Origin of the sequence: Kitasatospora sp. NBC_00374 (assembly GCF_041434935.1) — a bacterium.
In the GTDB taxonomy this organism is placed as follows: Bacteria; Actinomycetota; Actinomycetes; order Streptomycetales; family Streptomycetaceae; genus Kitasatospora.
In genome coordinates this window covers 1-12,718 of the sequence record NZ_CP107964.1, presented here as the reverse complement: position 1 = coordinate 12,718, position 12,718 = coordinate 1, and the positions used below count along the sequence as shown (strand labels likewise).

General features: G+C 69.5%; 9 protein-coding genes and 1 pseudogene. 5 read left to right on the top strand and 5 right to left on the bottom strand.

The genetic code is table 11. From position 1 onward, the window contains the following. Positions 1 to 728: 728 nt before the first annotated feature. Positions 729 to 1,439, bottom strand: coding sequence for a hypothetical protein (locus tag OG871_RS00050; RefSeq protein WP_371493407.1), 711 nt, complete (start codon positions 1,437 to 1,439; stop codon positions 729 to 731). Positions 1,440 to 2,282: 843 nt separating this feature from the next. On the opposite strand from OG871_RS00050, the gene OG871_RS00045 reads away from it, so the two are divergent. The 4 genes from OG871_RS00045 (at position 2,283) to OG871_RS00030 (ending at position 5,496) form a co-directional block, all read left to right on the top strand. Further along, positions 2,283 to 4,232 (top strand): hypothetical protein, encoded by a 1,950-nt coding sequence (locus OG871_RS00045; RefSeq protein ID WP_371493406.1) that lies wholly within the window; start codon positions 2,283 to 2,285, stop codon positions 4,230 to 4,232. Continuing rightward, positions 4,232 to 4,822, top strand: a complete 591-nt coding sequence (locus OG871_RS00040) for a transcriptional regulator (protein ID WP_371493405.1) — start codon at positions 4,232 to 4,234, stop codon at positions 4,820 to 4,822. The genes OG871_RS00045 and OG871_RS00040 overlap by 1 nt, the downstream gene beginning before the upstream one ends. Before the next feature lie 138 nt (positions 4,823 to 4,960). After that, positions 4,961 to 5,230, top strand: coding sequence for a type II toxin-antitoxin system Phd/YefM family antitoxin (locus OG871_RS00035; RefSeq protein WP_371493404.1), 270 nt, complete (start codon positions 4,961 to 4,963; stop codon positions 5,228 to 5,230). Next, positions 5,227 to 5,496, top strand: a complete 270-nt coding sequence (locus OG871_RS00030) for a type II toxin-antitoxin system RelE/ParE family toxin (protein ID WP_371493403.1) — start codon at positions 5,227 to 5,229, stop codon at positions 5,494 to 5,496. Before OG871_RS00035 ends, OG871_RS00030 begins: the two co-directional genes overlap by 4 nt. Positions 5,497 to 5,628: 132 nt before the next feature. Here the strand turns inward: OG871_RS00030 and OG871_RS00025 are convergent, their stop codons facing one another. The 3 genes and pseudogenes from OG871_RS00025 to OG871_RS00015 all read right to left on the bottom strand — a co-directional run bounded on the left by OG871_RS00025 (position 5,629) and on the right by OG871_RS00015 (position 10,307). Next, positions 5,629 to 5,970 (bottom strand): WD40 repeat domain-containing protein, encoded by a 342-nt coding sequence (locus OG871_RS00025; protein WP_371493402.1) that lies wholly within the window; start codon positions 5,968 to 5,970, stop codon positions 5,629 to 5,631. 286 nt (positions 5,971 to 6,256) lie between these two features. After that, positions 6,257 to 6,907, bottom strand: a pseudogene (locus OG871_RS00020) (serine/threonine-protein kinase); the annotation flags it as partial. A 613-nt stretch (positions 6,908 to 7,520) separates the two neighbouring features. Continuing rightward, on the bottom strand, positions 7,521 to 10,307 hold the full coding sequence (locus OG871_RS00015) for a tetratricopeptide repeat protein (protein ID WP_371493400.1): 2,787 nt from the start codon (positions 10,305 to 10,307) through the stop codon (positions 7,521 to 7,523). A gap of 318 nt (positions 10,308 to 10,625) precedes the next feature. Here OG871_RS00015 and OG871_RS00010 point away from each other — a divergent pair, with 318 nt between their 5' ends. After that, on the top strand, positions 10,626 to 10,823 hold the full coding sequence (locus tag OG871_RS00010) for a hypothetical protein (RefSeq protein ID WP_371493399.1): 198 nt from the start codon (positions 10,626 to 10,628) through the stop codon (positions 10,821 to 10,823). A 590-nt stretch (positions 10,824 to 11,413) separates the two neighbouring features. Here the strand turns inward: OG871_RS00010 and OG871_RS00005 are convergent. Beyond that, on the bottom strand, positions 11,414 to 11,716 hold the full coding sequence (locus OG871_RS00005; protein WP_371493397.1) for a hypothetical protein: 303 nt from the start codon (positions 11,714 to 11,716) through the stop codon (positions 11,414 to 11,416). Positions 11,717 to 12,718: the final 1,002 nt, after the last annotated feature.

Here is a 12,718-nt window from a genome sequence, read left to right as displayed (position 1 = left end):
CCGGTGACGGAATCCCGTTTCGGTCCGGGCTGGCCGTCCTGGTTGCTCGTGCTGGCCGTTGCCCGGATTCCCGTTGCCCCGGACGGTCTGGCTGTTCGCTCGGGTGGGACGCTGCGCTGTGCCTCTTCTTCGCTCCTGCCTGGTGGCGGCCGCGTGCGGTGGGAGGGAGCTGCGGGGTGGTGGGTGGCGGGGTCGGGTGCCGCCCTGGGCGTGCCGGATGGCCTGGGTGAGCTGCTCGCCGTCCATCGACTCCACCCGCTCCCGCACCTCGGCGGCCAGCTCCGGGCCGATGCCGTCCTGCAGCTCCCGGGCGGTCCCAAATTCTGTGCATGCTGCGGTTCTCCCGCGCCATCCGACCGTCGGGGCAGCCGGCTCTGGCTGCCCCGACGGTCGGAGATTCAGCTGTGCATCCGGATCCACAGCGCCCCGTACGAGACGATGGCACCTCCGAGGGCGGTGGCTGTGCCCCTGACGAGGTAGCGCCCGGCTTCTTGGCGGGTTGGAGCTGCGGGCGGGCCCTGTCCGCCGGGGCGTCCGCTGCTCCTGGTCATCCGGCTCCACTGCGGCATCGACTGGGCCGAGCGGACACACGACGTCGCCCTGGTCGACGACACCGGCCGGTTGCACCGCATGCTCGGCCAGCTCTACCACTGCCTCAAGAACCGCCGCCTGTTCGACGAGCAGACGGCGTTCCCGGCCCCGGTCGTGGCCGCCGCTGCCTGACGGGTTCAAGCGTCCGGCACGGCGGAGTCGAGGCAGGCCTCCAACGCGGCTCGCCGGCCGGGCGGCAGGTGGTCGCCGAGCGGGGTCTGTCGCGGGCTGTGCTCGCCGTCGCAGATCCAGCTCCGCTCGTCCGCGTCGAACGACCACGGCTGAGCGCCCCACATCGGGTGTCCTGCGAGCAGGCGCCGGGCCAGCGGCTCGCACCCATCCGGGGCACCCCGGGCGATCAGTGCCTCGACGACCACGTCCACGGCCCCCGCAGGTGCCCCGGCGTCGCCCAGCGCCGGAATGAGCAGCAGCAGACGGGCATGGGGATCGGTCACACCGACCGCCCCGTCAGGGGCGTGGAGGATCGCGGCGAGCTCCGGCCAGCATAGGCCGGGACCGATGCGGTCCTGATCCGTGCTGGCCAGGACCGCATCGGTGCTGCCCGGGCTGACCAGGAAATAGTCCGTGCTCGTGTACTCCTCGCCGCTGTTGTAGTGCACGACGATCGCGAACCCGCCCTCCAGCGGGACCGTGAACGTAGGCCAGGCCGACTTGTCGTGCAGGTGCTCCAGCATGGCGCCGGCATCGGCGGCGTCCACGCCGAAGGCCTCCGGCCGCACGCCCTCGCACAGGTCGACCAGGTGCGCGGCCCAGAAACCGGGCTCGCCCAGCAACGGGAGGCCGTCCACAACGGGAGCCGAGGAGTACCAGTGCCGCGCCATCGCCATGCCGCGATTCTGGCGCACGAAGATCCGGTCCGTTCGACCGCCCCATGAACTACCTGGACATCAACTTGACGGCTTGGCACCGTGAGGTGTCTGCAGTGGGGAGTTTTGCGGTCCGGCCGGTGAGCTTCCTGAACAGGGGCGGTGAGTGTGGCTCCCGGGCCCGGTGAGTTTGCCCGGCCAGACGGGCAAAAACCGGTGAGTTTCGCCAAGATGCCCAGGTCAGAGGCCGGTTAGAACGGGGCCTGGGTCGTTCTCACCGGCCCCGGGTCTGCTCCGTTCGGGTGGCGGCGTGGTTCGGCCCCCGGAAGGGGTGGGCAGAGCCTTCGCCTCGCAGCCGGGGAACTGTGCTGGTCGCGCGTACATGGACTCGGAGGTCTCGAGGACGAACTGCTCCAGACTGCCGGGGTGTCCCGCTCCCTGGTTGCTGGTGGTGTGATGGGTGCGGTTCGGGTGATGGTCCGGACGGCAGGGGGCTTTCACCCTGCCGGGCTGTTGGTTGGTGAGCGTGCCGCGGTGCCGGCCGCTCCGCCCGGCGAGCAGCGCTGCCGCCACCGCAGCGGACCACACTCGTTGAACCGGCCGTGAGCACCCCGCCGTCCGCCCGGCGGGAAGCACAGGCCCTGCTGGACTCGGGCGGTGACCCGGACGCTGGCAGGAGGCCGGCGCTGCGGAAGTGCGCCGGCGGGCCGCTGTCCTGCGACGGCTGCGGACCCGTCTGGAGGGCCCGCAGCCAGAACCGCGTCCGCTCCGTGCCCGCCGCCCGGGCGGGCAGGCATCACAATGAGAAGTCGTATTTCTCATGCCTCATGTAAAATTCGCATCATTGTGGGGTAGGGTGGGCCTATGTCATTGAGTACGCTGCAGACGCTGCGCATCACCGTCGCGGCGCTGCGTCAGGTCACTGAGGAGACCCAGGCGCAGCTGGCCGCGGGTATCAGTCTGACCCAGGACAAGGTGTCGCGTCGTCAGTCCGGGGCGTCGGCGTGGACGCTGGACGATGTGGATGCCCTGGCGGCGCACTGGGGTTTGGACGTGCTGGAGTTGCTGGCGGGGCCGACTCGCGCCACGGAGGCCTACATTGCCCGGCAGTCCGGTGCCGGCCCTGTGTCGGCGACGTTCGCCCCGGCCGCCGCGGAGTCGGAGCCGGTGCGTGCGGAGCGGCCCCCGCGCCCTGCGACCGCTGCCCCTGTGGCCCCCAAGGCTGCCGCTGCTGCTCCCAAGGCTGCTCCCGAGGTGGTTCCCGAGGCCGCGGTTGATGCCGGGGTGCCGGAGCCGTTGTTCGTGCCGGCGACGTACTGGCAGCAGCTCGCCTGCGGCGATGTCATCACCAGCAGGTTCCCGCCGATGTCCACCGTCGGGCGCTGCCGCGAGCATGGTGTGCAGGAGATCGTCGGCTACGACCAGCAGACCCCCGCCACCCAGCTCACCCCCGCCGGCACCACCACCTTGAGCGAGGCCGTCCCGGTCCCGGACTTCGACCGCGGCCCCACCGGCGAGATCGCCCAGTTCGCTCCCGCCCCGTGCGTGCGCTGCGGTCGCCCGGTCCGCCACCGCGTGGCCGGCGTCGCCACCCACGTCGGCGGATTCTGCGAACTCCCCACCACCCCCGTCCCGACCCAGCCGCCCGCACAGGACCCCACACCCAAGACATCGGTCGCCCCCGCCGAGGACGCCCAGCAGGCCCCACAGCCCCCGCACGCGGCATCGCCGCCCGAGCCCACTCCCGCCCCGGCCGCCGAACCCGAGCAGCAGCCGGCCCCTGCCCCGTCGGTCTCCGCTCCGGCGCCATCGGCCCCTGCTGCGCCCCGGGCCCGGTCGGGCGGCGAGAGCTCCGAGTCGGTGTCGCTGGCGGAGCTGCTGGACCTGATCCGCCGCCCGGTGGAGCGGGAACTCGCCCGGCACGGCGGCGACGTGGACGCCGCGACCGCCGCGCTGATCAAGAAGGCGATCCCGGATGCGATGGCGCTGCTGGCAGCGTCCCGGGTCGGCGCGCGGTATGAGCACACCGATCATCCGCCGCTGCCGGACATTTTGAGGAAGGCGTCGAAGGCGTCGGCGGATCAGGTGTGGGAGGCGCGTCCGAAGTGGAAGAACACCGCGCTCATCAAGAGCGCCGAATCTGAGCTGACGGTGGCGGCGCTGGACATGAACGGCGCCTATCTGTCCGCGCTGAAGTCGCATCTGCCGATCGGGCAGCTGAAGCACCACACGTCGGGGGAGTGGGACCCGAAGCAGGCCGGCCTCTACCTCGTCACCCCGCCCGCCTGGAACCACCCCGACCTGCCGAATCCCATCGGCAACCGGGACGAGCCCGGCCCGCTGTGGCTCACCAGCTCCACGATGCGGATGCTGCAGCGTCTGGCCGGCCCCAAGCTCGCCCTGTGCGAGGCTCCGGTCATCCACGAGGCCTGGACCGCCTACTCCACGGAGAACATCCTGGAGAACTTCCGCCGCGCCCTCGCCTTCGCCCGCGACACCGCGATCGCCGAGAACGACACCGTCACGCTGGAGTACGTGAAGGCGATGTACTCGAAGTTCGTGTCCACGATCGGCCTGTCCACCGCCAACCACAAGATGAAGCGCCCCGACTGGATGCACATCATCCGGGCGCAGGCGTTCGCCAATCTCTGGTGGAAGGGCATGAAGGCCCGCGATGCCGGACTCACCCTGGTGCAGATGACGGGCACCGACGAACTGCACCTGACCGGTGACTGGCGGACCGTCTTTCCGGAGGGCCGGAAGGTCACCGAAGTGAAGCTGAAGGACACCTACACCATCGGGGGCGGGAAGTAATGGCTGGACGCTGGGCCGACTTCGGGAAGTACGGCGCGAACGGAATCCCCGGCTGGCTCGCCATCGCGAGGGGCCTGGACGAACTGGTCACCGGCATCGCCTCACCCGTCACCAGCAGGCGCGGCCTGAACGCCCGCCTGCGCTACCTCACCCGCAGCCGGGCCGGCTACGAGGCGATGGCCCGCGCCGGCATCACCGCCGCCCCGCGCACCATCAGGGCCTGGATCGCCGGCAAGCAGAAGCCGAACGCCGCCAACCGGGACATGCTGGACGCCGCGTACTGGGTCCTGCGGCGGCACAACATCGTCACCGACCTCAAGCGTCGCCTCAACAACAACGGCGCCGGCACCCGGGTGGAGATCTACCCCGTCGACCAGAGCGGCGTCGCCGCCAAGCGCCGCCGCGACATCCGGCACCGCGCCATCAACGTCCGCGGCGCCTGGGACGACATGGTCGACGCCTGGCACAAGGGCCCCACCGACCCCGCGGCCGTCCAGATGCTCGACATCATCTGGGACGAGGTCATCACCGACCTCGGCTCCGACTACGACGCCTACACCTACGTCACCCACATCGGATTCGCCGCCTGAGCATGGCGCCCAGGCGCCGCACCGGCCGGTGCGGCGCCCGACGGGCGGCGGCTCAGCCTGAGGAAGGGCGCCGACGACGACCGGGCGAACTCGGTCACCCGCCTTGTGTACACACGGGACACTCCATACGCTTGATACATGAGCGAGCAACCGATCGAGCCCCCGACCGTGTCCGTCCGGGAAGCCAGAGAACGCTTCGCCGACGTCGTCGACCGCGCCGAACGCGACGAGCCCACCGTCATCACCCGCCGCGGCCGGGAAGTCGCGGCAGTGGTGCCGATAGAGCTCCTGCGCGAGTACCGACAGTGGGAGGAACGCGAGCTCCTGCGCCTGGTGGCCGAGCGGCGCGGCGAGCCGACCTTCTCACTGGAGGACGTGATGGCCGAGACGCTGGCCAGGCCCGAGTGAGCGAGCGCAAGTACGCGACGCGGTTCACCGAATCCGCCCGCGGCGAGCTCCGCAAACTCCCCCGCGCCACCGCCATCACCATCCTGCGCAAGCTCTCCGACCTCGAGCAGGACCCGTACGGCTACAGCACGACCGCCCTCGTCGGCTCACCCGAGACCCGCCGGCTGCGCGTGGGCGACTACCGGGTCATCTACACCGTCGACGGCGGCCAGCTGCTCGTCCTGGTCGTCCACGTCGGCCACCGCTCCACCGTCTACCGCGACTGACCACGCACGCCACGCACGCCACGCACGCGACGCGACGCGCCGACGCCCGCACCAGGTGACCAGCACGGTACCGGCGGCCTGAGGTAAGCCACCCGGGCCACCCGGGCCAACCGATCGAACCGCCTGAGAGCACTACTTCCTGGCTACGAACGCCGCTTCGGACACCGGCCCCTCGTAGGGTTTCCACACGTCGATGGCCCCTGGGTAGCCTCCGCCGCTGGCCAGGGTCCTGCCGTCAGGGCTGAATGCCACCGAGAGCGCGCTTACGTCCTCACTGTCGAGGGTGCCCGTGACCGTGCGGCTGGCGATGTCCCACAGACGGACGGCGCCGATGTCGGCGCTGGCGAGGGTCTTGCCGTCGGGACTGAACGCCACCGACTTCACGTCCTTGGTGTGGCCGGTGAGGGTAAACAGCAGGTTCGGTGGATCGTCGCTGAGGAAGCCGGCCCTCACCGCGAGCACGCCGGACGCCATTGTTACGACTGCGCTGAGGGTACCGAGGACGAGCCGGCGGCGGCTCAGCTTCGGCGGGCCGGATGCTTGGCCGGAGGCTGGCGTCCGTGCTGGCGGGGGTGACGGCACCGGCTCGGTGGTGGCTCCTGGGTGTGGCGGCGGAGGTGGTGGGGCCGGCTGGGTGGCGGGTGCTGTCGGAGTGGGGGGGCGTGTGGCTGTCGAGGGGCATCAGCCCTTCACCAAGCAGAAGTTCGAGCAGTTCGCCGGTGGTGGGGCGGTCCTGCGGGTGCTTGCTGAGACAGGCCGTGAGGGCGGGGCGAAGGCCTGCGGGGACGCGTGTGAGGTCGGGCTGGTCGTGGACTATGCGGTAGAGGAGTGTGTGGACGGTGCCCTCGCCGAAGGGGCCGCGACCGGTGGTGGCGTAGATGAGCACCGCGCCGAGGGAGAAGACGTCGCTGGGTTCGGCGACGGCGGTGCCGGTGACTTGTTCGGGCGACATGAATCCCGGGGTACCCAAGACGCTGCCGGCAGCGGTGAGAGTAGTACCTCCGACGGCCTTGGCGATGCCGAAGTCGATGATGCGCGGGCCATCGCCGGTGATCAAGATGTTGGAGGGCTTCAGATCGCGGTGAACCACACCCGCCTGGTGGACGGAGGCGAGGGCCTCCGCCAGACCGGCGCCGAGCTCCCTGACGTCCGGTTCGCCGAGTGGGCCGGAGCGCTGGATCACGGTGGTGAGGTTGGGAGCGTCGAGGTAGGCACTGGCCACCCAGGGCCGCACGGCGTCGGGGTCGGCATCGACGACGGGGGCGGTCCAGAAGCCGCCGATCCGCCGAGCCGCCTCGACCTCCTGCCGGAAGCGCTGCCGGAACTGCGCGTCCGCGGCGATATCCGCACGCACCACCTTGATCGCGAACCGGCGTCCGCCAGGCGAACGGCCAAGGAACACCTCACCCATCCCGCCCGCACCCAGGAAACCCTCCAGCCGGTAGGCGCCGATCGAAATCGGATCGCCGAGCCTGAGCTGCTCCACCACTACTTCCCCAAAGGCATCTTGATCACCCGTCAGCCCAAGAGCAGGCCATCCGATCCTCGGCCGCTGGTCCAGTGTGCCCCTGACCGACGGGCCCTGAGCACGAAATAGAACCGTCGCTGCCGCAGCGGCCGCCGATACTCCGGTCGCGGGGGCAGGCCCCGGGACGCCGACCTGGACGGCATCGACCGCCCGCAGATTCAGCGAGGCGAGGCCTACGGCCAGCCCATCTTCCAGGAACCGTGTGAGCGCAGGTACGCGCCGAGGAAGGCCGCGAGGAAGCCCCCGTCGACGCCGTAGAGTGCCCTCCCTGTGACAGCCGACGTCGCATGTCCGGCCGCGACCCGATCATCGTCACCAAACCCACCCCCGACAGCTACGTCGGGCCCGGAAGGAGAGGCCGGACAACCCGTACTGGGAGATCCGCCTGATCCACGCCGAAAGGTACCTAAACCGGTAGGAGACTCAGCAAGGTGCCAAAATGCCGCCTCAGCCGTGTTCCGGGAGGCGAGGCGGCACGGCGCCCTTCCCAGGTCGGCTACTCGTTCGCCTTCTCCAGTACCTTCATCGCTTCGTCTTCGGCGCCAGCCCTGCGGTACGCCGCAGCCGACACCTCACGCGCAGCCCGCACCTCGACCGCCGGACGCCCGGCGGCGAGCAGGGAGTCCGCGAGCTCATCCAGTGCCTCCCCCAGGCGGCGCTGGTCGTCCAGGCCCTCGAACAGGGCAACAGCACGCTCCCCGGCCTCCACCGCGCGCACGGCTTCACCCGCCTTTCGCAGCGTGGTGCCAAGGTTGTTCCACGCCATGGCTTCGCCGTGGTGGTCGCCAAGGGCCTGATGCTGGGTGAGTGCGGTGCGGTGGGCCTGCTCCGCTTCCTCGAAGCGTTCCAGCTCCTGCAGCACGAAGCCGAGGTTGGTCCAGACGATTGCTGCGCTGTGGTGGTCGCCGAGGTCCTGGAATTGGGTGAGTGCGGTGCGGTGGGCCTTCTCGGCCTCCTCGAAGCGTCCCAGCTTCCGCAGCGCGCCGCCGAGGTTGTCCCGGACGATTGCTGCGCTGTGGTGGTCGCCGAGGTCCTGGAATTGGGTGAGTGCGGTGCGGTGGGCCTTCTCGGCCTCCTCGTAACGCCGCAGCTTCCGCAGCGCGCCGCCGAGGTTGTCTCGGGCGATTGCTGCGCTGTGGTGGCTGCCGAGGTCCTGGTACTGGGTGAGTGCGGTGCGGTGGGCCTTCTCGGCCTCCTCGAAGCGCCGCAGTTCTCCCAGCACGAGGCCGAGGTTGTCTCGGGCGATGGCTTCGTGGTGGTGGTCGCCGAGGTCCTGGTACTGGGTGAGTGCGGTGCGGTGGGCCTTCTCGGCCTCCTCGTAACGCCGCAGCGCCTGCAGCGCGCTACCGAGATTGTTCCAGGCGGTGGCTGTGCCGTGGTGGTCGCCGAGGTCCTGGTACTGGGTGAGTGCGGTGCGGTGGGCGTTCTCGGCCTCCTCGAAGCGCCGCAGGTCCGCCAGCGCGGCGCCGAGGTTGTTCCAAGCGTCGGCCTCCCCGCCCAGGTCACGGCTATCGCGTGATGCCCTGAGGGCGATCTCGGCGACTTCCACGTGGTTTTCGAGCCGTCGGCGCAGACCAAGGTAAGTGCCGATACAGGAGGGAAGGTCCTGGGCGATGTCGTGGTGGCCGGCGACGTAGGCGGTGCGGACGGCGGCGACGAGGTTGGCGTGTTCTGCGTCCAGCCAGGCCACCGCGTCCGCGCGGCCTGAGAAACGCCGTGCTGGGGAATCGTTCGCAGTCCTCGGGTCCACATGTGTGGCCGCGTCTTGTGCGGCGAGGGTGTAGTGGTCCAGGAGCCGACGTAGGGCGATAGCGGTGTGGGCGGGGTGCCGACTGGCCTGCTCGCCGGCGTAGGCGCGGACGAGGTCGTGCATGCGCCAGCGGCCGGTGTCGGGGTCCTGGCGGATCAGGCTGGCCTTGGACAGGGCGATCAGCCGGGCGCGGACATCCTTGAGCTTGGTGACGCCGGTGAACGCGGCGGCGGTCTCGGTGGACAGGTCGGGGCCGGGGTTGACGGCCAGGAGACGGAACAGCTCGGCGAGAGTGGGAGCCAAGCGCCCGTACGAGCGCTCGAGGACAGTCCGCACAGCTCGCTCCCCGTCGTCCAGGAGATCGAGCCGCTCGCCGAGGTCCTCCAAGTACTCGGCGAGCCGACCCGGCTTGAGGCTCCGCTCGGCGACGAGCTGGGCGGTGGCGATCTGCAGGGCGAGCGGCAGATACCCGCAGAGCTCGGCGACCCTGGCCGCCCCGACGGGATCAGCACCGATCCTCCCGTCCTTGGACAGAGTGATGTGCAGCGCCGTGTCCATCAGCTCGACGGCCCGCTCGGGGGCGAGGACATCGAGGTCGACCAGGCGCGCGCCCAGGACGGCGGCGAAATCGTCGCGGGAAGTCACCAGCAGCCGGTGCGGACCGCCCGCCGGCAATAGGTGCTCGACCTGCCCGGCACTGGAGGCGTTGTCGGCGAGGACGAGGACCCGCTCCCCGGCCCGGGTACGCGCCGCCAGCTGCGCACGGTAGAGGGCGGCCCGCTGGTCGGTGTCGGGCGGGATCTGCTCGGGGTCGGTGCCGAGGCCGCGCAGGGCGGTGTCAAGGGCCTGGCCCGCATCGAGGCTGGTCTCGTCGTAGCCGTGCAGGTCGAGGAAGAGCACACCGGTGAACAGACCCCGCTTGACTGCCTGATAGCCGGCGGCCAGACCGAGCGTGGTCTTCCCCATGCCGCCCATCCCGAGCACCGATGCCACCACCACGGCCCCCGCAGGCGACGCGCCGGCACCGGACGAGGGGTCCAGCAGGGCGAGCAGGTCTTCCATGTCTTCGTCCCGGCCTGTGAACCCGGCAGGAACCGCACGCGGCGGTGCGATCGGCGGCAGCACCGGCCCAGCAGGCTCCGGCACCTGGCCCGCCGAGGCAGGACCACTCGAAAGCCCAGCCGTAGCCCTTTCGCTGGTGTCGTCGAATTTATCGACCTTCTTGACAAGAACGCCGTGCAACTTTCGCCAATGGCGAATATCCCCCAGTGGCTCTTCCAGGGGAAAACCTTCGCCTTCTGAATGAGCCTTACAAGCACTGAAGAAGGCAGCCACCTTGTCCCAGGAAGGGACCCTGAAGGTGCCGTTCTTGCCCTCCAGAAGCTCGCTGATGACGCTGGTGTTCAGGACCCCACCGGCCGTCTTGACCAGCTGCGGGCCAGTGGGGTTGCCAGCATCGATCCGCAGCCCCTTCAGCTGGCGCGCAAAGTCACGCAGGGCCTGCTGCGCCTGTGTGCTGTGTCCTGGCGGCATAGAGGCCCCCTGCCTTGTCGCTCTGCTGCGCCGGCAGCCGCATGGGAGCGAGCTCCACGTGCCGAGCCGGGTGGCTTCCCCTTGTTCACGGACCGGCGACCGGCAGTCGTCCACAGTCGTCCGCAGTCGTCCGCGGTGGTCCGTGATCGTCCGCTGGACCGGCTTCTCACCCTAGTGCTCACCTGCGTGGATGGGGGCGGTTTCCGGGATGGTCCGCGTGCGTCCGCAGATCGACTCCTGGGCTTGGTGTCCCGGGATCGTGGTGGTCATGCCGGCCGGCTGACCCGTACTCACCACGACCCGCAAGGGGAGGACCTGATGTCCCGCAAGCAGCAGCGCACCCGAGGCGAGAAGACCCCCCTCACCGCGGTGGTCCCCGAGCAGCCGGCCGCGCCCCACCAGGCCCCGGACGCCGGCGAGCACCTCACCGGGCAGATTGCCCGGGGCGCCGCCTCCGGCGCCGTCCGCTCGGTCACCGACTGGATCATCCAGCGGGTCAGCGAGCACTTCAGCTGACCCCCGCTCGGGGGCCTGGCACCCACCACCGGCAGCCGGGCCCCACAGACGAGCTGCTGCCCCACTCAGCCGAACGGAACACCGACTCCCCTGTTCGCGCGAGCGACGGTGAACGGGCAACCAGGGTCGTGGAGGTGGTGATCAGCCCCGTGATCAAAATAGGGGGCACGGCGCGCACGGCTGCCCCTGTGGCTGCAGGCCGGCGCACACCTGTCACCGGTCTGTTGTCGAAGCGGCCCGACGCACCGGGCTATTCGAGGGACAGGTGTGGCGGGCCGGCTGTTCGGATGTCTGGGGTCGCGCCTGGCAGTGGTTGAGGCCCCCTTGATGGATATGGGTTTTGTGCATATGGGGTTTGTATCGTGTTTTCGCATGGCCGTTCTGAACGTGCGAATCCGCGGTTTGTTGTCACCGGAGTGGGGAGCAGGGCTACTGGACCTGGAGGGTAGCTGGGAGTATTTAGGGTCGTTTTCGGTGCCGATTTCCTGTGACGTTTTGGTGATGGTTTCCGGTGACGGTCGCATGCAGATTCGCAGTTCGTGGTCTGCTGTCCTGATCTGGAGGGCGGAGGGCTGCCGAGTGCCGGGATGTCAGGGTGTGGATCCGGCGAGTGTCGAGATCCGGTCGGCCCGCAGGCTGTACGAGCTTTGGGCGTCGCCGGCCTCGGAGAGCTTCGGGCCGCCGGTGACGGCGTCCGTGTTCTGTACGCAGTTCGTGGCGGCGGTCTGCACCTTGTCGAGTGTCTTCTCCCAGCGGCGGAGGGCGATCTCGTCGGGTAGGGGGCGGTACGCCTTTGCCGATTTGACGTGGTCGAGGACCAGTTGGCAGCGCTGCGCGCTGCCGGCCGACACGCCGGAGAACTGGATCAGCGTGCGGATGTCCTCGCCGATCACCCGGGTGTGCTCCTTGCCGCCCTTGGCGGATCAGCTCGCCATGGTGTCCGGGTCATCGGAACAGCTGGTCAGCCCGACGGACAGCAGGGCTGCGGCGGCTAGGGCGAGTGCACCGCGCAGGGCCGGACGAGGGCGGGTCTCCGGACGCATGTGGGCACTTCCTTCATTTCGTGGTGGACCGGACCGGAAAGCTGACAGCTTGTCAGTTGCGCGCGGCGGCTGTACAGGCTCGGAGTGCCCGTCCCCGTCCCGGCAGTTCACCCGTCACGCCTGTGCGGTCGGGCATCCGAATTCCAGTCGCCCTGGAACGTTCCGCGTGCTCGCTGGCGGCGCCGAGGCCGGCGGTTCAGTACGGCGGGGCGGTGTTGTCCCGTGGGGGCGAGGCTCGGCCGGGCTGCCGGGCTGCCGGGCTGCCGGGCGGTGTGGGTATGGGTTTTTCGCATGGCGTTTCCTGGGGTTTGCAGATTTCGCATGGGGCCGCCCCGCTGTCCTGGTATGCTGCTTTTGCATTAGCGTTCGGAGGGCATGTTTCGGTGTCACTGCGGAGCAGGGAGACCGAAAAACGGAGGTGATTCTCCGGGGTAAGTGACTGCTACCGAAGAAACGCGTCGCATCGTCAATGGGTGGGCATGGGCTTTGCGGCGGGATTCCCTGACGGGTGCATTCTGATACGGTTTTGGGTCGGATTCCCAGCGTCTTTACGGCCTAAAATGGCCCAGATGGGTCTAGACCATCTAAGGGAAGATCATCGATGTTATGACGGATCGTCAGATCTGACAGAGCGCCCTGGTTCTCAATCGGAGAAAGCCGGCCCCTTGCTCTCTTGGCGATAGATCAGGGAGGAGCGGCCCGTGAAACCGCGCGAAGTACACCGTTGACCAGCAGAAACAACGTACAGTCAGCAACCTTACCGCCCTCACAGTCGGCCACCGCCCCGGAGGGGCGAGCCGCCACGCCTCCGGCGCGGAGCGCGGGCGTCAGGCCGCCGCGTAGCGGCGGCGC